Origin of the sequence: Aquincola tertiaricarbonis, assembly GCF_023573145.1 — a bacterium.
In the GTDB taxonomy this organism is placed as follows: Bacteria; Pseudomonadota; Gammaproteobacteria; order Burkholderiales; family Burkholderiaceae_C; genus Aquincola; species Aquincola tertiaricarbonis_B.
This window is the reverse complement of record NZ_CP097636.1, coordinates 3,679,644-3,703,137: the sequence shown is the minus strand read 5'-3', so window position 1 is coordinate 3,703,137 and position 23,494 is coordinate 3,679,644. Positions and strand designations below refer to the sequence as shown.

The 23,494-nt window shown below is 68.4% G+C and carries 19 protein-coding genes and 2 pseudogenes; 12 read left to right on the top strand and 9 right to left on the bottom strand.

The window, feature by feature from the left end:
* Positions 1-60: 60 nt before the first annotated feature.
* Positions 61-1,458 (top strand): serine/threonine-protein kinase, encoded by a 1,398-nt coding sequence (locus MW290_RS31525; protein WP_250198275.1) that lies wholly within the window; start codon positions 61-63, stop codon positions 1,456-1,458.
* Between the two features lie 84 nt (positions 1,459-1,542).
* Positions 1,543-1,851, top strand: a complete 309-nt coding sequence (locus tag MW290_RS31520; RefSeq protein WP_250198274.1) for a PsiF family protein — start codon at positions 1,543-1,545, stop codon at positions 1,849-1,851.
* Positions 1,852-1,866: 15 nt separating this feature from the next.
* On the opposite strand, the gene MW290_RS31515 is transcribed toward MW290_RS31520, so the two are convergent.
* On the bottom strand, positions 1,867-2,829 hold the full coding sequence (locus MW290_RS31515) for a LysR family transcriptional regulator (RefSeq protein WP_250198273.1): 963 nt from the start codon (positions 2,827-2,829) through the stop codon (positions 1,867-1,869).
* Between the two features lie 190 nt (positions 2,830-3,019).
* On the opposite strand from MW290_RS31515, the gene MW290_RS31510 reads away from it, so the two are divergent.
* The gene (locus MW290_RS31510; protein WP_250198272.1) at positions 3,020-5,212 is read left to right on the top strand and encodes a malate synthase G; all 2,193 of its coding nucleotides are present in this window, start codon (positions 3,020-3,022) and stop codon (positions 5,210-5,212) included.
* A gap of 74 nt (positions 5,213-5,286) precedes the next feature.
* On the opposite strand, the gene MW290_RS31505 is transcribed toward MW290_RS31510, so the two are convergent.
* The gene (locus MW290_RS31505) at positions 5,287-5,604 is read right to left on the bottom strand and encodes a helix-turn-helix domain-containing protein (RefSeq protein WP_250198271.1); all 318 of its coding nucleotides are present in this window, start codon (positions 5,602-5,604) and stop codon (positions 5,287-5,289) included.
* 88 nt (positions 5,605-5,692) lie between these two features.
* Here MW290_RS31505 and MW290_RS31500 point away from each other — a divergent pair, with 88 nt between their 5' ends.
* Positions 5,693-6,934: an NAD(P)/FAD-dependent oxidoreductase gene (locus MW290_RS31500; protein WP_250198270.1), complete on the top strand. Its 1,242-nt coding sequence runs from the start codon at positions 5,693-5,695 to the stop codon at positions 6,932-6,934.
* Here MW290_RS31500 and MW290_RS31495 read toward each other — a convergent pair.
* The gene (locus MW290_RS31495) at positions 6,891-8,255 is read right to left on the bottom strand and encodes a zinc-binding metallopeptidase family protein (protein ID WP_250198269.1); all 1,365 of its coding nucleotides are present in this window, start codon (positions 8,253-8,255) and stop codon (positions 6,891-6,893) included. The two genes, MW290_RS31500 and MW290_RS31495, sit on opposite strands and share 44 nt — an antisense overlap.
* Positions 8,256-8,349: 94 nt before the next feature.
* Here MW290_RS31495 and MW290_RS31490 point away from each other — a divergent pair, with 94 nt between their 5' ends.
* The 5 genes and pseudogenes from MW290_RS31490 to MW290_RS33360 all read left to right on the top strand — a co-directional run.
* Positions 8,350-9,111, top strand: coding sequence for a class II glutamine amidotransferase (locus MW290_RS31490; RefSeq protein ID WP_250198268.1), 762 nt, complete (start codon positions 8,350-8,352; stop codon positions 9,109-9,111).
* Positions 9,111-11,525 carry a VanZ family protein gene (locus MW290_RS31485; RefSeq protein ID WP_250198267.1) on the top strand — a complete coding sequence of 805 codons (2,415 nt, stop codon included), beginning with the start codon at positions 9,111-9,113 and terminating at the stop codon, positions 11,523-11,525. The genes MW290_RS31490 and MW290_RS31485 overlap by 1 nt, the downstream gene beginning before the upstream one ends.
* Before the next feature lie 41 nt (positions 11,526-11,566).
* A complete protein-coding gene (locus MW290_RS31480) occupies positions 11,567-13,279 on the top strand; it encodes a M14 family metallopeptidase (protein ID WP_250198266.1) in 1,713 nt (570 codons plus the stop codon).
* Positions 13,280-13,366: 87 nt separating this feature from the next.
* A pseudogene (locus tag MW290_RS33365) lies at positions 13,367-14,179 on the top strand (nidogen-like domain-containing protein); the annotation flags it as partial.
* 432 nt (positions 14,180-14,611) lie between these two features.
* Positions 14,612-14,704 (top strand): annotated as a pseudogene (locus MW290_RS33360) (PEPxxWA-CTERM sorting domain-containing protein); the annotation flags it as partial.
* A 3-nt stretch (positions 14,705-14,707) separates the two neighbouring features.
* Here MW290_RS33360 and MW290_RS31470 read toward each other — a convergent pair.
* The 6 genes from MW290_RS31470 to MW290_RS31445 all read right to left on the bottom strand — a co-directional run bounded on the left by MW290_RS31470 (position 14,708) and on the right by MW290_RS31445 (position 20,136).
* Positions 14,708-15,763: a sulfate/molybdate ABC transporter ATP-binding protein gene (locus MW290_RS31470; RefSeq protein ID WP_250198264.1), complete on the bottom strand. Its 1,056-nt coding sequence runs from the start codon at positions 15,761-15,763 to the stop codon at positions 14,708-14,710.
* Positions 15,760-16,632, bottom strand: coding sequence for a sulfate ABC transporter permease subunit CysW (gene cysW / locus MW290_RS31465; protein ID WP_250198263.1), 873 nt, complete (start codon positions 16,630-16,632; stop codon positions 15,760-15,762). Before cysW ends, MW290_RS31470 begins: the two co-directional genes overlap by 4 nt.
* Entirely contained in the window at positions 16,633-17,478 is an 846-nt protein-coding gene (gene cysT / locus MW290_RS31460; protein WP_250198262.1) for a sulfate ABC transporter permease subunit CysT, read from the bottom strand.
* Positions 17,475-18,506: a sulfate ABC transporter substrate-binding protein gene (locus tag MW290_RS31455; RefSeq protein WP_250198261.1), complete on the bottom strand. Its 1,032-nt coding sequence runs from the start codon at positions 18,504-18,506 to the stop codon at positions 17,475-17,477. Before MW290_RS31455 ends, cysT begins: the two co-directional genes overlap by 4 nt.
* Before the next feature lie 158 nt (positions 18,507-18,664).
* Positions 18,665-19,669 (bottom strand): sulfate ABC transporter substrate-binding protein, encoded by a 1,005-nt coding sequence (locus tag MW290_RS31450; protein ID WP_250198260.1) that lies wholly within the window; start codon positions 19,667-19,669, stop codon positions 18,665-18,667.
* A 116-nt stretch (positions 19,670-19,785) separates the two neighbouring features.
* Positions 19,786-20,136, bottom strand: coding sequence for a thioredoxin domain-containing protein (locus tag MW290_RS31445; protein ID WP_250198259.1), 351 nt, complete (start codon positions 20,134-20,136; stop codon positions 19,786-19,788).
* Between the two features lie 141 nt (positions 20,137-20,277).
* Between MW290_RS31445 and MW290_RS31440 the strand changes: the two genes are divergently transcribed.
* The 3 genes from MW290_RS31440 (at position 20,278) to MW290_RS31430 (ending at position 23,416) form a co-directional block, all read left to right on the top strand.
* Complete coding sequence (locus tag MW290_RS31440) at positions 20,278-21,735, top strand: alpha/beta hydrolase (protein ID WP_250198258.1); 1,458 nt, start codon at positions 20,278-20,280, stop codon at positions 21,733-21,735.
* Between the two features lie 495 nt (positions 21,736-22,230).
* Positions 22,231-22,752 carry a hypothetical protein gene (locus MW290_RS31435; RefSeq protein ID WP_250198257.1) on the top strand — a complete coding sequence of 174 codons (522 nt, stop codon included), beginning with the start codon at positions 22,231-22,233 and terminating at the stop codon, positions 22,750-22,752.
* A gap of 340 nt (positions 22,753-23,092) precedes the next feature.
* Complete coding sequence (locus MW290_RS31430) at positions 23,093-23,416, top strand: hypothetical protein (RefSeq protein ID WP_250198256.1); 324 nt, start codon at positions 23,093-23,095, stop codon at positions 23,414-23,416.
* The last annotated feature ends 78 nt before the right edge of the window (positions 23,417-23,494 follow it).

Sequence of the window (23,494 nt, the reverse complement as noted above, 5' to 3'; positions counted from 1 at the left end):
GTGGGGGGGTGCGGCCGCGCCGGCTCAAGCGCATCGGCCCGTGGCCGAAGAAGCAGGGTGATGCTTGCCGCCGACCGAACCACCCTGCTGCCTGCGGGCACGCTGCCCCTGCCGGCGCCCTCGCCGGCACCGGCCGCGGACCCGCACCTGCCTGCCACCATCGGCAAGTACCGGGTGAGCCGCCGCCTGGGCGAAGGCGCCACCAGCGAAGTGTTTCTGGCGCGCGACGAGTTCCACCAGCGCGACGTGGCGCTCAAGCGCGTCAGCCTGCCGGCGCACGATGGCGGCGCCGAGCCGCGTTACTTCGAGAAGTTCTTCGCTGCCGAGGCGGCGCTGGTGGGCCGGCTGCAGCACCCCAACGTGGTGCAGATCTACGACGCGGTGGAAGACCCCGTCGCGCCCTATCTGGTGATGGAGTACGTGCCCGGCTACACGCTGCGGCGCTTCTGCCGCGCCGACCAGCTGCTGTCGCTCGAGCAGATCGTGGAGATCGGCTTCAAGTGCGCGATGGCGCTGGGCTATGTGTACCGGCAGGGCCTGATCCACCGCGACGTGAAGCCGGCCAACCTGCTGGCGGTGGTGGACGGCGACCAGGTGGTCGACGTCAAGGTGACCGACTTCGGCAGCGTGCTCAACCTGCGCTCGGACCGCACGCAGATCTTCCGCGTGGGCTCGCTGGCCTACATGTCGCCCGAGCAGCTGGACGGCAGCACGCTGGACTGCCGGGCCGACATCTATTCGCTGGCCGCGGTGCTGTACCACCTGATCGCCGGGCGGCCGCCGTTCGAGGCGGACACGCAGCCAGCGATCATGCACCAGATCTACAACGAGGTGCCGGCGCCGCTGACCGCGCTGCGCGACGGCGTGCCACCGACGCTGGACCACCTGGTGCGCAGCGCGCTGGCCAAGCAGCGCGACGACCGGCCGGCCGACTGGGACGCCTTTGCGCAAGGACTGTCGGCGCTGGTGGCCAACCGCGAGGTGCCGCGCGGCAAGCTGCAGGGCGTGCTGGATTCCGAGCGCTTCACCCTGCTGCGCAGCCTGGAGTTCTTCGCCGGCTTTGGCGATGTGGAGCTGTGGGAAGTGGTGCACCGCGCGCGCTGGCAGCGCTTCAAGTACGGCCACGCCCTGTACAAGCGTGGGCAGGAAGGCAACACCTTCCACATCGTGGCCCAGGGCGCGGTGGACGTGTACCGCGAGGGCAACCGCGTGGCCGAGCTGGGCGCCGGCACCTCGGTGGGCGAGATGGCCTACCTGGCGCCCAACCCCGAGCTGCGCCGCCACAGCGCCGACGTGCTGGTGACCGCGCCCACCACCACTGTCTCGTTCACGCCCGAGACGCTGGAGCAGCTGTCCGTCGGCACCCGGCACCTGTTCGACAAGGCCTTCATCCGCGTGCTGGTGCGCCGGCTGCATGCCGCGCACGAACAGCTGGCCCATCCGCGCCGCATCCTGTAACACTGCGGGGGCCGCGCGGGCCGTCCACCGCGCGGCGGCCTGCGGCGTTGAACGCGGGCCTACAACCCCTTGCGAGGAGAGTCCATGAAATCGCTGTTGTCCGCCGCCGCCCTGTGCCTGACCGCCGCCTTGTGTGCCCAGCCCGCCCTGGCGGCCGACGAGGCCAAGGCGCCCACCGCGCAGCAAAGCAAGATGAAGACGTGCAATGCCGACGCCAAGGACCTCAAGGGCGATGAGCGCAAGGCCTTCATGAAGACCTGCCTGTCGGCCAAGGCCGAGCCCGCCACCCAGCAAGACCGCATGAAGCAGTGCAACGCCGACGCCACCGGCAAGAAGGGCGACGAGCGCAAGGCCTTCATGAAGGAATGCCTGTCGACCAAGAAGTCTGGCTGACTGGAGCCCCCAAGCTCACTGCGTTCGCGCCCCCCCGAGGGGGATCTCAATCCCTTGGGGCGGCCCGGCGGGATTGAGCTTCCAATAACGTGGATCGGCGTAGCGCTGCTTGACGAAGTCGATCCACAGCCGCACGCGCAGCGGCAGGTGCTTGGCATGCGGAAACACCGCGTAGATGCCATTGGGCGGCGCGATGAAGTCGTCCAGCACCGTCTGCAGCTCGCCGCGGGCGATTTCCGCCTCCACCTCCCAGGTGCTGCGCCAGGCGATGCCCAGGCCCGCCAGGCACCAGTCGTGCAGCACCTGGCCGTCGCTGCAGTCCAGCCGGCCGCTGGGCCGCAGGTGGTGGGTGCGGCCTTCCATCGCAAACGCCCAGCCGCGTGACTGGCTGGCGTCGGAGCTGAGCGTCAGGCATTCGTGCCGCGCCAGGTCGGACGGCTGCTTCGGAATGCCGGCCCGCTTCAGGTAGGCCGGCGTGGCCACGCACAGCCGGCGGTTGTCGGCCAGGCGCACGCTCACCAGGCTGCTGTCGGGCAGGTCGCCCACGCGGATGGCGCAGTCGAAGCCCTCGTGCACGATGTCCACCACCCGGTCGGCCAGGTTCAGCGACACATGCACGTCCGGGTGCGCCGCCAGAAACTGCGGCACCAGCGGCGCCACGTGACGGCGGCCGAAGCCCGCGGGCGCGGTGATGCGCAGCAGCCCGCTGGCGCGGGCGCCCCCCGCGCTGACGCCGGATTCCGCATTCGCCAGGTCGGCCAGTAGGCGCTGGCAATCTTCCAGGAAGGCGCTGCCTTCGTGCGTGAGCGTGATGCGCCGCGTGGTGCGCACCAGCAGTTTGACGCCCAGCCGTGCCTCCAGCGCGTCGATGCGCCGGCCCACCACCGCCGGCGCCACGCCTTCCAGCTGGGCGGCGGCGGTCAGGCTGCCCTTGGTGGCCACCGCGACGAAGGATTCGATCTGTTTCAGACGGTCCATCGGCGGAAAATACCCGCAGCCAGCGCATGAATCAAGCCGGTTGTGGCGGCCAATCATCGCTGCCTTGGTTTGAATCGGCCACTGGATTCATGCACTGGGCGTAAAGATGCCGCGCAGCAGCCACACCGAATCGGGGGCCCGGCCTGTCTTAGAGTGCGCAGCATTGCCGCATCTCCGCGAGGACAGCACCGTGACCGAAGCCCGTACCGCCGCCCACCGTCTGCAGGTCTCCACCGACCTGTTCCGCTTCATCGAAGACCAGGTGCTGCCCGGCACCGGCATTGACAGCGCCGCCTTCTGGCAGGGCTTCGACGCCATCGTCCACGACCTGGCGCCCAAGAATGCCGCGCTGCTGGCCGAGCGCGACCGCCTGCAGCTGGAACTGGACAAGTGGCATGCCGCCCACCCCGGCCCCATCGCCGACATGGGCGCCTACCGCAGCTTCCTGGAATCCATCGGCTACCTGCTGCCGCAGCCGGCCGACGTGAAGGCCACCACCGCGAACGTGGACGCCGAGCTGGCCGTGCAGGCCGGCCCGCAGCTGGTGGTGCCCATCCTGAACGCGCGCTATGCGCTGAACGCCGCCAACGCCCGCTGGGGCTCGTTGTACGACGCGCTGTACGGCACCGACGCCATCCCCGAGACCGACGGCGCCGACAAGGGCAAGGGCTACAACCCGGTGCGCGGCGCCAAGGTCATCGCCTTCGCGCGCCAGTTCCTGGACGACGCAGCGCCGCTGGCCAGCGGCTCGCATGCCGATGCCACTGCCTACCGCGTGGAAGGCGGCCAGCTGGTGGTGCAGCTCAAGACCGGCGCCAGCGGCCTGGCCCAGCCCGAGCAGTTCGTCGGCTACCAGGGTGAAGCCGGCGCGCCCAGCTCGGTGCTGCTGGTGCACAACGGCCTGCACATCGACATCCAGATCGACCGCAGCACGGCCATCGGCCAGAGCGACGCCGCCGGCGTCAGCGACCTGGTGCTCGAAGCCGCGCTGTCCACCATCCTCGACCTGGAAGACTCCGTGGCCGTGGTCGACGCCGCCGACAAGGTGGTGGCTTATGGCAACTGGCTGGGCATCCAGCAGGGCACGCTGACCGAAGAGGTGGCCAAGGGCGGCAAGACCTTCACCCGCCGCCTGAACCCGGACCGCGAATACACCGGCGCCCAGGGTGGCACCGTCACGCTGCACGGCCGCTCGCTGATGTTCGTGCGCAACGTGGGCCACCTGATGACCAACCCCGCCATCCTGTGGGACGGCGGCAAGGAGATCCCGGAAGGCATCCTGGATGCGGTGGTCACCACCACCATCGCGCTGCACGACCTCAAGCGCCGCGGCGGCAGCGGCGGCGTGCGCAACTCGCGCACGGGCTCGGTCTACATCGTCAAGCCCAAGATGCACGGCCCGGCCGAAGTGGCCTTCGCGGCCGAGCTGTTCGACCGCGTCGAGCAGCTGCTGGGCCTGCCGGCCAACACCGTCAAGCTGGGCATCATGGACGAGGAGCGCCGCACCAGCATCAACCTCAAGGCCTGCATCGCCGCCGCGTCGGCGCGGGTGGCCTTCATCAACACCGGCTTCCTGGACCGCACCGGCGACGAGATGCACACCTGCATGCGCGGCGGCGCAGTGCTGCGCAAGGGCGACATGAAGAGCAGCGCCTGGATCCAGGCCTATGAGCGCAACAACGTGCTGGTGGGTCTGGGCTGCGGCCTGCGCGGCCGCGCGCAGATCGGCAAGGGCATGTGGGCCATGCCCGACCTGATGGCCGCGATGCTGGAGCAGAAGATCGCCCACCCCAAGGCCGGTGCCAACACCGCCTGGGTGCCTTCGCCCACCGCCGCCACGCTGCACGCGCTGCACTACCACCGCGTCAACGTGGCCGAGGTGCAGAAGACGCTGGAGCAGACCAGCGACAACGCCGAGCGCGACAACCTGCTGAACGGTCTGCTGCAGGTGCCCATCGCCGCGCAGCGCAACTGGTCGGCCGCCGACATCCAGCAGGAGCTGGACAACAACGCGCAGGGCATCCTGGGCTACGTGGTGCGCTGGATCGACCAGGGCGTGGGCTGCTCCAAGGTGCCGGACATCCACGACGTCGGCCTGATGGAAGACCGCGCCACGCTGCGCATCTCCAGCCAGCACATCGCCAACTGGCTGCTGCACGGCGTGGTGACCGAGGCCCAGGTGCACGAGACCTTCGAGCGCATGGCCAAGGTGGTGGACGAGCAGAACGCCGGCGACCCGCTTTACCGCCCGATGGCCGGCCACTTCGACACCTCGTACGCCTACCGTGCGGCGCTGGACCTGGTGCTCAAGGGCCTGGAACAGCCCAGCGGCTACACCGAGCCGCTGCTGCATGCGTGGCGGTTGAAGGTCAAGGCAGCCTGATCAACTCTCGGCTGAACAAGCGGCGCCTGCGGGCGCCGTTTTTCGTCGTGCCTGGTTGAAGGCTGCTGTGGACGTCATGTGGCCTCGTGGGGAACCAGCTTGACCTGCAGATCGCATCCCACTGCAGCCGCGTACCTCTTGAGCGTTGCCAAGGATGGCGCATGCCGACCCGCCGATTCCAGGCGTGAGATGGCGCTCTTGGTCGTGCCCATGCGCTCAGCGACCGCATCCTGGGTCAGACCTGCCTTGGTCCGGGCCTTCAACATTTGGCCTGCCAGCGCGTACTCCAGTTCAAGTGCCTCATACGCTTCGGCAAAGCCCGGGCGCTGCCTGGCTTTGGCCAGGAACGCAGCCTGATCGTGGCGAACGGGCTTGAATTTCAGGTCAGCCATGCTGTACATCCTAAAGGCGCTTGCGAGTGCGGCAGGCCGTGGGCGCGATCCCTACAATCCGCGCCAGTTTTCACGCCGACGCACCGCCATGACAGCCGCCCCTACGTTGCTTCGTTCCTCTTGCGACGTGCTGGTGGTGGGTGCAGGGCCTTCGGGCAGTGCCTGCGCGCAGTGGCTGGCCCGGGAGGGCTTTGACGTGGTGCTGGTGGACCAGCACAACTTTCCGCGCGACAAGGTGTGCGGCGACGGGCTGATTCCCGACGCCCACGCTGCGCTGCAGCGCCTGGGCGTGTATGCCGAGGTGCAGGCCGCCGCCCAGCGGGTGTCGCACGTGGCCTGCATCGGCCCGCGCGGCGGGCGCATCGATGTGCCGGGCTCGCTGTCGGTGATGCCGCGGCGTGAGCTGGACGACATCCTGTGCCGGGCCGCCGTGCGCGCCGGGGCGCGCCTCTTCACGCCCGTGCGCTTCGAGGCGCCGCTGCGCGAAGGCGGCCGGGTGGTGGGCGCGCGCCTGAAGCAGGGCGATGCGGTGGTGGAGCTGCGCGCCACTTGGCTGGTGCTGGCCACCGGCGCGGTGCCCAAGGCCTTGCTGGCTTCGGACGTTTGCGAGCGGCAGCAGCCCAGCGGCGTGGCGCTGCGTGGCTATGTGAAGAACGACGCCATGGTCGGCCGCATCACCGCGATGGAAGTGGTGTGGCACCAGAAGCTGCGGCCGGGTTATGGCTGGATCTTCCCGTGCCGCGATGGCGTGTTCAACATCGGCGTGGGCCTGGCCCACAGCCACAGCAAGATGAAGGACGGCCGCCGCACCATGCAGGACGTGAACCTGCGCGAGGTGTTCGCGGCCTTCACCGAGTGCTACGCGCCCGCCAAGGCGCTGATGGACGGCGGCACGCTGCAGGGCGACCTCAAGGGCGCGCCGCTGCGCTGCTCGCTCGAGGGCGCCAAGTTCTCCGAGCCCGGCCTGCTGGTGACCGGAGAAGCCGCGGGCAGCACCTATGCCTTCACCGGTGAAGGCATCGGCAAGGCGATGGAAACCGGCTTGCTGGCCGCCGAGGCGCTGGTGGCCGGCCGGCGCCGGCAGCTGCCGGACGCGCAGGTGCGGGCCGACTACGAGTCGCGCATCCGGGCCCTGAAGCCCCGCTTCGACCTGTACGAGAAGGCCAACCGGGTGAACGAACATCCCTGGCTGGCCGACCTGCTGATCTGGCGTGCCAAGCGCAGCCCGGCCATCGTGCGACGCATGAGCGGGGTGCTGGACGAGACCAGCAACCCCGGGCACCTCGTCAGCCTGCGAGGGCTGACGAAGTTGTTCCTGCCGATCCGCTGACCTCCGCGTCGCCCTGCTGCGCCTGTTCGGGCGCGGCTTCCACCGCGGGCGGTGCCGGCTCCGCCGGGGCCACGCTCACGGCCACCGGGTCCACCGTCACCGGCGTGGCTTCGGGGGTGGCGTTGGTGGCTTCGCGGGTTGCCGTCACCAGCCGGTGCACGAAGTGCAGCTTGGCGATGGCGGGCCGCGAGAGCACGAACGGATAGTGGTCCTGCTGGCCCATGGCCCGCGACAACTCGTTCATCGCCGCACTCAGTTCCACCCAGATGTTGATGAACTGCAGGAAGCGGTCGGCGTCCGGCGCGTCGGCGATGTCCAGGTCGGCGGTGCTGAAGGGCTCGATCTCCAGCTCGATGTTCTCGCCGTTGATGCCCAGCCCCCGTGCGGTGAGCATGGTGTCCACCATGTGCAGGTAGTGGGCCCAGGTCTCGGCCCAGTCTTCCCACGGGTGCATGCTGGCGTAGGCGCTCACGCAGCGCTGCGGCCAGTCGGGCGCGGGGCCGTTCTGGTAGTGGCGGTTCAGGGCTTCCTGATAGTCGGCCCGCTCGTCACCGAAGCGCAGGCGGAAGGGCTCCAGCCACTCGGTGTCGCGCACCAGGCGGTCCCAGTAGTAGTGGCCCACCTCGTGGCGGAAGTGGCCCAGCATCGTGCGGTAGGGCTCGTGCATCGACTGGCGCACCTGCTCGCGCCGGGCGTCGTCGGCCTCTTCCACGTTGAGCGTGATCAGGCCTTCGTCATGGCCGGTCATCACCGGGGTGGAGCCGGCGTTGGCGCGCAGCAGGTCGAACATCATGCCCTGCGGGTCTTCGCTCACCCGCGACTTCACCGGCAGGCCCAGGCGCAGCAGCTGCGCCACCAGGCGGCGCTTGGCCACCTCGATGCGGCGCCACAGCACCTGGTTCTCCGGGTCCGACAGATCGGGGATGGTGCGGTTCAGCCGGCAGGCGATGCACAGCGTGGCCGGCTCGTCGGCGGACAGCAGCCAGTTGCAGCCGGCCACGGTGTCGAAGTTCGTGCACCGCCGGTAGCGGCTGCCGGCATCGCCAAAGCCTTCGGCGGGTTGCCACAGCGGCAGCAGCGGCGCAGCGCCATCGGCTGGCGGTGGCGCCGCAGTGTCCTCCGCGGGCAACAGCGGCAGCACCAGCGAGCGCACCGGGTCGTAACCCAGGGCTGTGCCGCAGGCCACGCACTGGCTGTTGCGGAAGAACACCGCGCGGCCGCAGCGGCAGCGGTAGCTGCTCGTCACCGCAGCTTCGGGCGGGTTGCTGGCGGCAGGCTCGTGCCGCCAGCCGGTGGACAGGTCGTTCAGGAAGTTGGGCATGGTGTTTTCTCTCCGCGGGCATCATCGTCTGAGCGGTCGGCTGCGCGCTACGGGTGAGGATCCCGTGCCGTCGTCAGGCTATGCTTACAAGGCCATGTGCCAACTGCTGGGCATGAATGCCCATTCCCCGACCGACGTGATGTTCAGCTTCACCGGTCTTGCCACCCGCGCCGACGAACACAAGGACGGCTTCGGCATCGCGTTCTTCGAAGACCGCGGCGTGCGCCTGTTCGTCGATCACCACAGCGCCCGCCAGTCGCCGGTGGCCGAGCTGGTCAAGCACTACTCGATCAAGAGCCGCAACGTCATCGCCCACATCCGCAAGGCCACGCAGGGCCGTGTGGCGCTGGAGAACACCCACCCCTTCATGCGCGAGCTGTGGGGCCGCTACTGGGTGTTTGCGCACAACGGCGACCTGAAGGGCTTCGAGCCGCGGCTGCATGCGGCCTTCAGGCCGGTGGGCGACACCGACAGCGAACGCGCCTTCTGCTGGCTGATGCAGGAGCTGGCCAAGGCCCATGCCAGCGTGCCCACGGTGCAGGAGCTCACCACCACGCTGCGTGAGCTGCTGCCGGTGCTGGCCCGCCACGGCACCTTCAACTGCCTGCTCAGCAACGGGCAGGCGCTGTGGGCGCACTGCAGCACCCACCTGCACTGGCTGCAGCGACGCCCGCCCTTCGGCGCGGCCCATCTGGCCGATGAAGACCTGAGCGTGGACTTTGCGCCCCTCACCGGCCCCGACGACCGGGTGACGCTGATCGCCACCCAGCCGCTGACCCGCGACGAGCCCTGGACGGCCTTCGCGCCCGGCGAGCTGCGGGTGTTCGTGGGCGGCGAACCCTGCGCCATCGGCTGATGTCGCCGGTGGCCCTGGCACCACCGGCCATGGCGGCATCGTCCGCGGCAGCGGCTTCGCTGCGGCGGCTGGTGGGCGTGCTGCTGCTGGGCTACCTGGCCTTCGTCATCTACGGCAGCCTGGTGCCGCTGCGGCTGGTGCCGCTGCCGCTGGACGAAGCGCTGCGCCGCTTTGCCAACACGCCGATGCTGCAACTGGGCATCGCCTCACGCGCCGACCTGGTGGCCAACCTGCTGCTGTTCGTGCCGCTGGCCTTTCTGCTGCGCGAGTGGCTGCTGGGCGCGCGCCGGGGGCCGCTGGCCTGGCTGGGCAGTGGGCTGATCGCGCTGAGCTGCTGCGGGCTGGCGGTGGCCATCGAGTTCACGCAGGTGTTCTTTCCGGCGCGCACCGTCTCGCTCAACGACATCGCGGCCGAATCCGCCGGTGCGGTACTGGGCCTGCTGGCCCACGGGCTGGCGGCGCCGCGGCTGCGCGGCTGGGCGCTGGGCTGGTGGCAGGCCGAAGGGGCGCGGCCGCTGGCCGGGCGCATCCTGCAGGCCTATCTGCTGCTGCTGGTGCTGTTCGCGGTGATGCCACTGGACCTCACCATCAGCCCCGTGGAGCTGTACCACAAGTGGCAGGAAGGCCGCGTCGACCTGATTCCCTTCACCGACCTGGCGCAGGACCCGGTGCAGGCCTTGTACGACATGGCGGTGGACCTGCTGCTGTGGGTGCCGGTGGGACTGCTGTGGCGCATGGCCGGGCAGCCCACCGGGCAGGTGGTGCTGCGCGGTGTGCTGTTGGCGGCGGCGCTGGAAGTGCTGCAGCTCTTCGTCTACTCGCGCGTGACCAGTACCACCGACGTGATCACCGGCGGCCTGGGTTGCGGCCTGGGCGCGCTGCTGGCGGCGGTGCTGCACACCGGGGGTGGACTGCAGCGGGTGGCCTGGCGGCCATGGCTGCTGCTGTGGGCGCTGGCCGCGCTGGCGCTCTTCTGGTACCCGTTCAACTTCGGCTGGGGCAGCAGCAGCCTGGCCGCGCGCTGGAACGATGCGCTGCGGGTGCCCTTCGTCACCTACTACGCCGGCACCGAATTCCATGCGCTGAACGAGCTGCTGCGCAAGTCGCTGGTGTTTCTGCCCGGCGGGCTGCTGTGGGCCGGCTGGGCCGCGCAGCGCAGCGCGGGCGATGCGGCGCAACGCCGCCGCTGGCACCGCCGGGGCGCCGTGCTGGCGCTGCTGCTGGCGCTGGTGGTGGAAGGCGGCCAGCTGGCGCTGCCGGGCAAGGTGGCCGATTTCACCGATGCGCTGCTGGAAGCCGCGGGCGCGTGGGTGGGCCTGTTCATCGGCGGGCGGCTGTGGGCAGCAATGGCCGCGGGGCGTGCCATGGGGGGTGCCAGCGTACGAACCGCCACCGTGACGGAGCGCGCCGCCGCGGACGCGCCCCCGCCGCCGGCCGCGCCGGCCCGCCCGGCCACCGGCCTGTGGCTGGACGCGGCGCTGACCCTGGCGCTGGCCGTGCTGCTGTGGCGCGCCGCGCGGCTGCCGGGCGCGCCCTACAACGTGGTGGAGCTGTTGCCCGGCGGCCTGGTCGGCCTGTGGACGGCGCTGGGTCTCTCGGTGGCGCTGGCGCTGCTGCTGGCGGCACCGCTGTGGCTGTATGAGCGGCTGCTGGCGGCGCGCCGCCGCAGCGCCTGGCTGCTGGCCGCGGTGCTGGCGGCCAGCGTGTTCACCGGCCTGCTGCTCACCACTGTGGTGCCCGACGAAAGCCTGTGGGACGTGGTGGGCTCGCCGGTGCTGGGCTGGCCGGGCGAGCTGGAGGAGTGGGGCCGTTATGCCGCGCTGCATGCCGCCCTCACGCTGGCCGCGCTGGGCGCGGTGTGGGGCGTGCGCTGGCTGGCCACCGCGCAGTCGCACGGCATGCTGACCCGCTGGCTGCTGCTCACGCTGGCGGCCGCCGTGCCCCTGCACCTGGTGGTGGTGAGCTGGGCCGCCACCGACAACCTGACCGAGCTGATGCGCGATGGCGGCGGCCCGCTGGCCAGTGCGCTGCTGTTCATCGGCGTGGCGGGCCTCTTCGCCACCGGCGCCTGTCTGGCGGCGCTGCTGGCCGGCGCGCGCCGCCGTGTGCCGCTGGTGGTGCTCATGCTGCTGGCCTGGCCGCTGGCCACGCTGGCGCTGTGGCAAGGCAGCGAGCCGATGCTGCTGAAGTACGGCAAGGCTTTCTCCGCCGCGCAGTTCCTGCTGTCGGCCGACCGCGAGCACTACGCCGGCGGCAGCGCGCTGATCGAACGTTACGTCGCGGCCTGCGGCTTGCTGTTCGGGCTGACCGTGCTGTTGCAGCGGCCAGGCTGGCGCCGCGTGACCGCGCTGCGCAGCCTGCCCGCCAAGCGCCACCGCGGCACTTCCTCCTCCCGCCGGGTGAAGACAGCCTGAGCCTGCCAGCGTCCACCGCGGCCCTTCCACACACCGCCACCATGACCGACCCTGCCGCAGCCCTGCCCAGCCCCGCCTTCGACCAGTTCCTGCGCTACGACGCCTTGACCGCGCTGCTGCAGGCCTACGCCGCCGCGCGGCCGCACCTGGTGCAGCTGCGCAGCATCGGCCGCAGCTTCGAGGGCCGCGACATCTGGCTGCTGGCCGTCACGAACGCCGCCACTGGCGACGACACCGACAAGCCCGCCTTCTGGGTCGACGGCAACATCCACGCCGCCGAGCTGACGGCCAGCACCGCGTGCCTGTACTACCTGCACCAGCTGCTCAGCCGCTACGGTGAAGACCGCGAAGTGACCCGGCTGCTGGACACCCGCTGCATCTACCTGTGCCCGCGGCTCAACCCCGACGGTGCCGAGCTGGCGCTGGCCGACCGGCCGCGGCACATCCGCTCCTCGGTGCGCCGCTACCCCTACGACGAAGAGCCGGTGGAAGGCCTGACGCTGGAGGACGTGGACGGCGACGGCCGCATCCTCAGCATGCGCATCGGCGATCCCAACGGGCCGTGGAAGCGCCACCCCGACGAGCCGCGCCTGCTGATCGCACGCGAGCCCGGCGAGTTCGGCGGCGAGTACTTCCGCCTGCTGCCCGAAGGCACGCTGAAGAACTACGACGGTCTGCAGGCCAGCCTGAACCGCGACCCCGAAGGCCTGGACCTCAACCGCAACTTTCCCAGCGGCTGGCGGCAGGAGTTCGAGCAGGCCGGCGCCGGCCCTTACCCCACCAGCGAGCCCGAGGTGCGGGCGATGGTGGACTTCATCGTGTCCCACCCCAACATCGGCGGCGGCATCAGCTACCACACGCACAGCGGCGTCATCCTGCGGCCGCTGGGCAGTGGCAGCGACGACGACATGATCCCCGAGGACCTGTGGCTGTACCGCAAGCTCTCGGGCATCGGCGAGAAGCTCACCGGCTACCCCTGCGTGAGCATCCACCACGAGTTCAAGTACCACCCGAAGGAGCACATCAGCGGCACCCAGGACTGGTTGTACGAGCACCTGGGCGCGCTGTTCTGGACGGTGGAGCTGTGGGCGCCCAACCGCGAGGCCGGCATCACCGGCTACAAGTGGATCGACTGGTACCGCGAGCACCCGGCCGAGGACGACCTCAAGCTGCTGAAGTGGAGCGACGAGCAGTGCGGCGGCCTGGCCCATGTGGACTGGAAGCCTTTCCAGCATCCGCAGCTGGGCGCGGTGGAGATCGGCGGCTGGGACCGCATGAACTTCTGGCGCAACCCGCCGCCGCACCTGCGTGAGCGTGAGGTGGCGCGCTTCCCGGCCTGGATGACCCAGCTGGCGCTGAGCCTGCCCAAGCTGGAGATGCTGCGCACCGAGGTGCGGGCGCTGGGCCCGGACACCTGGCGGGTGCGCTTCGCCGTCACCAACGCCGGCTGGCTGCCCAGTTACGTCAGCCGCCGGGCGCTGCAGCGCAAGACGGTGCGTGGCGTGGTGTTCGAGATCCATCTGCCCGATGCGGCCGAGGTGTCGCTGGTCAGCGGCAAGGAACGCTTCGAGGGCCCGCAGCTGGAAGGCCATGCGCCCAAGGTCTCGCAACAGGCCTTCCTGCCCAACCGTGAGCTGACGGCCGACCGCGCCGTGGCCGAATGGGTGGTCCGCGCCCCGGTGGGCACCCGCCTGGCCCTGACCGCCCGCGCCGACCGGGCCGGCACGGTGCGCACCGAGGTGTCGCTCGACTGAAGGACCAAGGGCGAGGGGCGAGGCCCCCCAGCTCGCAGCGCTCGCGGCCCCCGGAGGCCCGGGCAATCCCTAGAAGCGAGCCGCCGGATGGCGCATCTCCCCCTGATGGAGGGGGGCACTCCGAAGCGGGATGCGGAGACATTTCAGGGGGCCTGCGGGAGCAGGCACCCAAGATGTCTATACAAGCAGAGGAGTACCCCCATGTCTTTCACCCGCACCCGGCACCGCCTGTCGTGCCTGGCAGCCGCTGCGCTGCTGTCCACCCTGGCCATGCCCGCGTCCCATGCCGCTTCGCTGCTCGACGGCTTCGGGGGTGTTGCCGGCTTCGGTGAGCTGGCCATGTTGGCCAACGACGATGAGTCCAGCAGCCTGTTGAACCTGCCGTTCTCGCTGAACTTCTTCGGCAACGTTTTCAACAGCTTCTACGTCAACAACAACGGCAACATCACCTTCAACAGCCCGTTGCCCGACTACACGCCCAACCCGTTCCCGGTCAGCGACCAGCCGATGATCGCGCCCTGGTGGGCCGACGTGGACACCCGCGGAGCGGCGGCCAGCCTGGGCGGCAATGCGGTGTACGTGGCCTCGCCCAATGCCAACACCGTGGTCGTCACCTGGCACAACGTGGGCTACTACAGCAGCCACACCGACAAGCTGAACAACTTCCAGCTGGTGCTGCGCAACCGGGCCGATACCGGCGCCGGCAACTTCGACTTCGACTTCCGCTACCAGCAGCTGCAGTGGACGACCGGTGACGTGTCGGACAACATCGCCGCGCAGGCGGGGTACGACGATGGCACCGGCCGCAACTACTACACGCTGCCGGCCTCGCGTACCGAGGGCGTGCTGAACCTGGTCAGCCAGAGCAACGTGTCGGCCGATACGCCGGGGTTGTGGACCTTCGCGGTGCGCAACGGTGACACGCCGGGCCTGTCGCCTTCCAACCCGCTGATGCCGGTGGTGGTGGACGGCAGCTTCCGCTTCAACTTCAACGTGCAGCTGAACCAGCGGGTGTGGATCGACCCGGTGGTGGCCACCGGCTACGACTACGTGCTGGACGCCGGTTCGCCCTCGTTCGCCACGCTCACCATCCGCGATGCCATCGGCGATGGCAGCTACGACCTGTGGCTGTGGAACGGCACACAGTTCGTGGACAGCGGCACCGACCTGCATGCGGGTGAGGAATACACCTTCGCGGCGGGCACCACCCGCTTCAGCCTGCGCGGCATCGAGACGGACGCGGCGCTCAACCCCGACGACCCGACCGCCTTCGTGGTGGGCCTGACCTTCAGCAGCGCCGGCACCGTGGGCCTGACGCAGACGCCGCTGACGGTCGCCGTGCCCGAGCCCAGCACCTATGCGCTGATGCTGGGCGGCCTGGGCCTGGTGGCGGGCATCGCCCGCCGCCGTCGCCAGACGGCCTGATGGTCAGATCGCCGCGGCGGGGTCGATCGGCGCGTTGTGGTCGTCGAAGCGCGTCACGCGCCGCGGCCGCAGGTGGGCCGGGCTGCCGGGCTTGAGCTGCAGCTTGTCGCGCAGCACATGCCAGGCCTCGCGCGGCAGCTCCACGTCCACGTAGCTGCCGTCGTCGTTGCGCTTGAACTCCACGCGCGTCAGCGGGCCCACCGTCAGCGCCTGCGACAGCGTCACCGGCCAGGTGTTCTCGTCGGGCCGGTCGACGATGTCCAGCTCGTGCGGGCGCACGTAGCTCACCGGGCCCTCGGCACCGCCGGGCGCATGGCCCAGGCGGCCGTGGAACAGGTTCACGTCGCCCAGGAACTGCAGCACGAAGGGCGTCGCCGGGTGGTCGTACACCTGGTCGGGCGAGCCTTCCTGCTCGATGCGGCCCTGGTTCATCACCACCACCCGGTCGGCCACTTCCATGGCTTCGTCCTGGTCGTGGGTGACGAAGACGCTGGTCACGTGCATCTCGTCGTGCAGCCGGCGCAGCCAGCGGCGCAGTTCCTTGCGCACCTTGGCGTCCAGCGCGCCGAAAGGCTCGTCCAGCAGCAGCACCTGCGGCTCCACTGCCAGCGCCCGCGCCAGCGCTATGCGCTGCCGCTGGCCGCCCGACAGCTGGTGCGGGTAGCGGTCGGCGATCCAGTCCAGCTGCACCAGCTTGAGCAGTGCGCTCACCTTGCTGCGGATCTCGGCCTCGCTCGGCCGCGTGGCCTTGGGCCGCACCCGCAGCCCGAAGGCCACGTTCTCGAAGATGGACATGTGCGCGAACAGCGCATAGTGCTGGAACACGAAGCCCACGTTGCGGTCGCGCACGTCGTCGAAGGTGGCGTCCTTGCCGCCGAACAGCACGGTGCCCGAATCGGGCCGTTCCAGCCCCGCGATGATGCGCAGCAGCGAGGTCTTGCCCGAGCCTGAAGGCCCCAGCAGCGCCACCAGCTCGCCCGACGGGATGTCGAGGTTCAGGTTGTCGCAGACGACCGTCTTGCCGAAGGCCTTGTTCAGGTTGCGGATCTCAATGCTCATGCTTCGTTTCCTGCGAGCGCCTTCTCGGCGCGCACCTTGCGCTCGACCAGCAGCTTCAGCACCAGGGTCACCAGCGCCAGGCCGGCCAGCAGCGAGGCCACCGCGAAGGCGGCCGCGAACTGGTATTCGTTGTAGAGGATCTCGATGTGCAGCGGCATGGTGTTGGTCTGGCCGCGGATGTGGCCCGAAACCACCGACACCGCGCCGAACTCGCCCATCGCCCGCGCGTTGCACAGGATCACGCCGTACAGCACCGCCCACTTCACGTTGGGCAGCGTCACGCGCCAGAAGATCTGCCAGCCGTTGGCGCCCAGCACCCGCGCGGCTTCTTCCTGCTCCTGGCCCTGCGCCTGCATCAGCGGAATCAGCTCGCGGGCCACGAACGGGAAGGTGACGAACACCGTGGCCAGCACGATGCCCGGCAGCGCGAACACGATCTTGATGTCGTGGTCGCGCAGCGACTCGCCGAACCAGCCCTGCAGGCCGAACACCAGCATGTAGATCAGGCCCACGATGACCGGGCTGACCGAGAACGGCAGGTCGATCAGCGTCAGCAGCACGTTCTTGCCGCGGAAGTCGAACTTGGCAATGCACCAGGCCGCGGCCACGCCGAACACCAGGTTCAGCGGCACCGAGACGGCAGCGGCGATCAGCGTGAGCTTGATCGCCGACAGCGCGTCGGCTTCGGTCAGTGCGGCCAGGTACACGTCGGTGCCCTTTTTCAGCGCTTCATAGAACACCGCCACCAGCGGCACGAAGAGGAAGAAGGCCAGGAAGGCCAGCGCCACGCCGATCAGCGTGCGCCGCACCCAGGCCGGCTCGGCAGTGGCCGCCAGCGCGCTGCGCGGCGGTATGGTTGATGCAGTCATCTAGTTTCCACCCTGGCGGCGACGCGCCCAGGCCTGCAGCAGGTTGATCAGCAGCAGCATCACGAACGAGATCACCAGCATCACCACCGCGATGGCGGTGGCACCGGCGTAGTCGTACTGCTCCAGCTTGGTGATGATCAGCAGCGGCGTGATCTCCGAGATCATCGGCATGTTGCCGGCGATGAAGATCACCGACCCGTACTCGCCCAGCGCACGTGCGAAGGCCAGCGCAAAGCCGGTGAGCAGCGCCGGCATCAGGATCGGGAAGATCACGCGGCGGAAGGTCTGTGCGCGGCTGGCGCCCAGCGTGGCGGCGGCTTCCTCCACCTCCTTGTGCAGGTCTTCCAGCACCGGCTGCAGCGTGCGCACCACGAAGGGCAGGCCGATGAACACCAGCGCCACGAACACGCCCAGCGGCGTGAACGAGACCTTGATGCCCAGCGGCGCCAGGTACTGGCCGATCCAGCCGTTGGTGGCGTAGATGGCGGTGAGCGCGATGCCGGCCACCGCGGTGGGCAGCGCAAACGGCAGGTCCACCAGCGCGTCGATGATGCGCTTGCCGGGGAACTCATAGCGCACCAGCACCCAGGCGATCACCAGCCCGAAGAAGCCGTTGAGCACCGCCGCGGCGAACGAGGCGCCGAAGGTGAGCCGGTACGAGGCCACCACCCGCGGCGAGGCCACCGCCTCCCAGAAGGCCGGCCAGGTGAGGGTGAAGGTCTTGAGGAAAGCCGCCGACAGCGGGATGAGGACGATCAGGCTCAGGTACAGCAGCGTGAAGCCCAGCGTGATGTCAAAGCCGGGCAGCACGCTGTGCCGCTTGAGCAGGGTGCGCGAGAAGATCACTTTTTGCGGCCAGCCGCCAGCAGCTGGTCATAGATGGCGCCATCGTCGAAGTGGTCCTTCTGGGCCTTGCTCCAGCCGCCGAAGTAGTCGTCGATCGTGAAGGTGGTGACAGCCGGGAAGTCCTTGGCGTACTTGGCCAGCAGCGCGGGCGAGCGCGGGCGCAGCTGGTGCTTGGCCGCAATCTCCTGCGCCGTGTCGGTGTACAGGAACTTCAGGTACGCCTCGGCCTGCTTGCGGGTGCCCTTCTTGTCCACCACCTTGTCGATCACCGCCACCGGGTTCTCGGCCAGGATGGTCGACTTGGGGTAGACCACATCGAAGTTGTCGCCGAACTCGGCCTTGATGAGGTTGACCTCGCTCTCGAACGTGGCCAGCGCATCGCCGATGTTGCGCTGCGCGAAGGTGGTGGTGGCCGCGCGGCCTCCGCCGTCGAACACCGGCACGTTGGCGAACATCTTCTGCACCAGCTCACGCGCCTGCGCGGCGTTGCCGCCCGCCTTCAGCACCGAGCCCCAGGCCGCCACGTAGGTGTAGCGGCCGTTGCCGGTGACCTTGGGGTTGGGAATCACCACGCTGATGCCGGGCTTGGCCAGGTCGGCCCAGTCCTTGATGGCCTTGGGGTTGCCCTTGCGCACCAGGATCACGGTGACCGAGGTGGTGGGCGACGAGTTGTTGGGCAGGCGCTTGGCCCAGTCCTCGGGCAGCAGCTTGCCGCGCGTGGCCAGCACGTCGATGTCGCTGCTCTGGTTCATCGTCACCACGTCGGCTTCCAGCCCTTCCAGCACCGAACGGGCCTGCTTGCTGGAGCCACCGTGGCTCTGGTTGATCGTCAGATCTTCGCCGGTCTGCTGCTTCCACTGCTTCAGGAAGGCCGGATTGACCTCCTTGTACAGCTCGCGGGAGACGTCGTAGCTGACGTTCAGCAGCGTGGGGCCGGCGGCAAAGCTCAGGCCGGTGCTGCCGGCCAGGGCCAGCGCGAGCAGGCTGCGGCGCAGCAGCGACGGTGAACGCAAAGATGAAGCTTTCATAACGGACCGTTCTTAAATGCGAGGGGCGAATGTATTACCTGGTTACCGCGGGTCAAACCATTGCTTTCGCGTTTGCTTATGCGAAAAACAAATGAGCCGCCCAGCGGGCGGCCCATCTCGGCAAGCGGCAGGCCCATCGGCGCGGGCTGGCACCCAGCTTACTTGCGCGTGTACACCTGGTCGAAGGTGCCGCCATCGGCGAAGTGGGTCTTCTGGGCGTTGGCCCAGCCGCCGAACACTTCATCCACCGTGAACAGCTTGATCGCAGGGAAGTTGCTGGCGTATTTGGCCGCCACCTTGGGGTCGGTGGGGCGGTAGAAGTTCTTCGCCGCGATTTCCTGGCCTTCCGGCGTGTACAGGTATTCCAGGTAGGCCTGGGCCACGGCGCGCGTGCCCTTCTTGTCCACCACCTTGTCCACCACCGCCACCGGCGGCTCGGCCAGGATGCTGCTGGGCGGGTAGACGATGTCGAACTTGCCGGGGCCGAACTCCTTCAGCGACAGGTGGGCCTCGTTCTCCCAGGCCAGCAGCACGTCGCCCAGGCCGCGTTCGGCGAAGGTGACGGTGGAGCCGCGGGCGCCGGAGTCGAGCACCGGCACGTTGGCCAGCACCTTGCCGATGAACTCCTTGGCCTTGGCTTCGCTGCCGCCCGGTTGCTTGAGCGCCCAGCCGTAGGCGGCCAGGTAGCCCCAACGCGCGCCGCCCGAGGTCTTGGGGTTGGCGGTGATCACCGACACGCCCGGCTTGGCCAGGTCGCCCCAGTCCTTGATGCCCTTGGGGTTGCCCTTGCGCACCAGGAACACGTAGGTGGAGGTGTAGGGCGAGCTGTTGTGCGGCAGGCGCTTTTGCCAGTCGCTGGGCAGCAGCTTGGCCTTGGCCGAGATCTCGTCGATGTCGTAGGCCAGGGCCAGCGTGACCACGTCGGCGTCGATGCCGTCGATCACCGAGCGGGCCTGCTTGCCCGAGCCGCCGTGCGACTGCTTGATGGTGACGGTGTCGCCCGTCTTGGCCTTGTAGGCCTTGGCGAAGGCGGCGTTGTATTCAACGTACAGCTCGCGCGTGGGGTCGTAGCTGACGTTGAGCAGCGTGAAGTCCTTGGCCAGCACGCCGAACGCGGCACCCGCCAGCGCGGCGCCGACGATCAGGGTCTTCTTGAAGTTCATGCGAATCCGGGGGGCGAGAGTGGAGAGGTTGCCGCCACTCTAGAAACACCCCGTCGTGCAGGGAACGAAGCGTTCCGCGGACTCTTATACGTTTTCCGATGAAGGGCGGCAACCCTTCATGCGTCCACCGCCCGCACCCGGGCCGGCAGGCCGGCGACCGCCGGGTCGGTGCTGGGGCTGAAGTCGCCATCGCGTGCGTTCTGCAGCAGCCGCTGCAGCGTGGCCAGGTGTGGCGTCACCGTGCCGTAGAACAGCACCGCCTCGCCCCGCGCGATCAGCAGCGTGGGAAAGTTCTCCACGTCCAGCGTGCCCAGCACCTCGTCGTGGTCCTCGATGTCCACCCAGGCCCAGTCGGCGGCGCCGCCATCGGCCTGGCGGGCGGCGGCAAAGGCGGCTTCGTACTCGCGGCAGGTGCCGCACCAGGCGGCGCACAGGCAGGCCACCAGCAGGCGTTCGGTCGGTTCCATGGCGCAAGTGTGCCGGGCCGCGGCGCCTCATGGTTTGTGCTCAGCCGCCGCGTCACCTTGGCGACGCCACGCCCGCGGGCGACGGGCGTAGGCTGACCGCCCCCACAAGTAGCGGCCAGCAGCCGCTCGAAGGAGACAAGCATGAGCCAGTTCCCTTGCCGGCGCCCGCGTGCGCTCGGCCTGCTGCCCGTGGCCGCCGTGGCCGCCGCGGCCTTGCTGGCCGCCTGCGGCGGCAGCGACGACGACGTGCCGGTGCCCGAAGAGGCCCGGACGCAGGACACCCGCACCTTCACGCCGGTGCAGGAAGACACCTTCCCGGCGCTGGCCGGCAGCAACGTGGCCACCGACCGCTGGACGGGTGTGCTCAACGGCGCGGCCTACCGCATCGAGGTGCCGCAGACCGGCTGGAACGGCCAGCTGGTGATGTGGGCCCACGGCTACCGCGGCACCGGCCCCAACCTGACGGTGGACACGCCGCTGATGCGCCGCTACCTGCTGGACAAGGGCTATGCCTGGGCGGCCTCCAGCTACTCGAAGAACTACTACGACGTGCGCGCCGGCGTGGAAGACACCAATGCACTGGCGCTCAACTTCACGCAGATCGCGGCTTCCAAGGGCCGCACGCTGGCCGCGCCCAGCAAGATCTTCATCACCGGCATCTCGATGGGCGGCCACATCACCGCCGCCGCCATCGAGGCCGAGGCACAGGCCAAGGCCATCAACAAGGTGAAGTACAACGGCGCGGTGCCCATGTGCGGCGTGCTGGGCGATACCGAGCTGTTCAACTACTTCACCGGTTACCAGGTGGTGGCGCAGCAGCTGGCCGGCGTGCCCGTCACGGCCTGGCCGGTGACCAACTTCGCCGAGATCACGCCCGCCATCCGGGCCGCGCTGTGGAGCACCTACCCCACGCAGACCAATGCCACCGGCGACCTGTTGAAAAACGCGGTGATGTACCTGAGCGGTGGCCCGCGCCCCTTCTATGCCGAAGGCTGGGCCACCGCCAGCAACCAGAACAACATCTGGGCGTCGATGGGCGGTGACGGCACCATCAACGGCATCCTCAACAAGAACGTGGTGGACACCCGCGGCCTGGTCTACAAGGTGGACGCTTCCAGCAGCAGCGCCACCGCGGTGGACAACGACTTCAACGCCCGCGCCTTCAAGGTGACCCCGGCCACCGATGCCAACCGGCTGCGCACCGACGGCCTGCGCTGGATCCCGGTGACGCCGGGCGACATCAGCGTGCCGGTGGTGACGCTGCACACGCTGGGCGACCTGTTCGTGCCGTTCAAGATGGAGCAGGTGTACTACGAGCGCGTCAAGGCCAAGGGCAACGACAAGTGGCTGGTGCAACGCGCCATCCGCGACGTGGGCCACTGCGCCTTCACCGCGGCCGAAGCCGCCACCGCCTTCGACGACATGGTCAAGTGGGAAGCCGGCGGCACCAAGCCCGCCGGCGACGACGTGGTGACCCCGGCCACGGTGGCGGCGCCGACCTATGGTTGCCGGTTCACCAACAACACACCGAGCGTCGACGACTACACCGCCCCGGCAGCGCGGGCGGGGTATCAGGCGAGCTATCCGAGTTGTCAGTAGTGTGGGCGGGTGGGCTGGGGCGGGGAAGCTGTCCCGCCCGGCCGCGTTTGCGCGACGTGGGGGTGATCACCCGCTCGGCCGCATGAGCGCCGGTTTGCGCTTGGCTTGCTGGTGGCTGGTGGCTGGTGCGCAGGCCTATGGGCAGCGCCTGCGGCGCGGTCGGAGCCGGGTACTCGACCCGTCACAGCGTCTGAGGCTGTCGCCCGCAGTCAGTCTGCCGAGCAATGACCGTTTTGGCGGGAAGAGTCCGGGCGAGCAACGCCGCCCATTGCGTCGGCCTGGTGGCTTGGCGGCGCCTGCTTGGCCTTTGACGTACTCGCGACGAACCGTTGCTTTTGCCGGGAATTTAATGCCGCATGAGGCTGCGGTGATCTCTGAAAAAGGGTCGCTTGATCAGGCACTTGGAGCGTTGTGCCGCGTTTAATTTAGGGGGCGGATCGGCTGCCTGGGTGGCGTATGCTGTCTCTCGGGAACGCGTTAGGCGTCACAGAGAACATGCGCCCATACACTGCCGCAACTATCTACGCCTCATTCGTCGCGTCTTTAATCGCGTTCGTCTTTGCGTTTGAAGCACTTGATCGGACTCGGCGCGGCTATCGACTGGAAGGCTCGTCACTACTGGAAGCAGCCGCCACGACCGGCTTCTACTTTATTGTGGTGTTCGTCTTGATTGCCAAATTTCCGACGTGGCCCACCAAGGGACTTTTACGCGTCCAAAGTACTTTCGCTATTAGTGGCCTGCGTACACCAACCCATCGGCTATGCTTTATCTTAATGTGCACGGGCCTGGCGACTGTGGCGATAACGTCCGGTGTCTACTACCTCAATGGCCATGCGAATCTGCTTGGATATTGGTTTGCCGGGTTTCGCTGGGCACCATCGCCATATAAAATCTGGCTGTGGGCGGGACTGATTGCTGCAATCGTCGGGTTATTAGGCTCGTTCCTTCACGACGCGGTTGTTGGGCCAATTGTTAAATGGGTCCGCGGCGAGCGCACGCACGACCGCGAAAAGTGAAGCCTCTCAAGTAAGTCACTCTAAGCACTTGATTCGCACAGAGCCTGTACATGCCAGCGACAGACTTTCGGGCCGATTGCCTCGATAACCATTCGCTCAGCCGGACCCCTGGTGGCATACGAGAAGTGGCCCGCCATTTCGTTCTGGGCCTTCAGCCACATACCGCGTTGGTCCAGCCAGCTCAAACGCTGGGCATCGCAACCTACCAAGTGCACGCCGAATGACCGCATTGGATTGGCCCCGCGTCGCTGATCACCCGAACGAGCGGCTTGAGTTTGGAGCTTCGCATGTTAGCCACGCTTGGCGTCGTCACAAAAGTTCTAGGAGCAAGTTTCTTGGGTTGGAGTCCGCCTTCAAAACAAGCAGCCACCGTCTGCCTTTGCTGCTGCAGGCAGTTGATTCAAACTACAACGCGCGCAATCATCCAGAGCGTGGGCAAGCACTCTTTGCTGCTGTGTGGTTCCCCACATCGACATGGGGCATTCTGTGCAACAACACCCACGCAACACTTGTCTGCCGAGAAGCCCTTGAAGCCCTGCAGGAACAGAAGACGCGGAGTGATGAGACCGTTGCCCACTTGGCTTCACTGTTTGCTGTGACACCAGTGACCCTTCACAGGCAGCTTGACGAATCGTTCTACGATCGCGTGCTTCGCAGACAGTGATGCCTGTCAAGAAACTCCCGCGCGCGACTGACGCACTTAGACTTTCTCACGCCGCGTGCGTCGAAGGTGTAGTGGGGA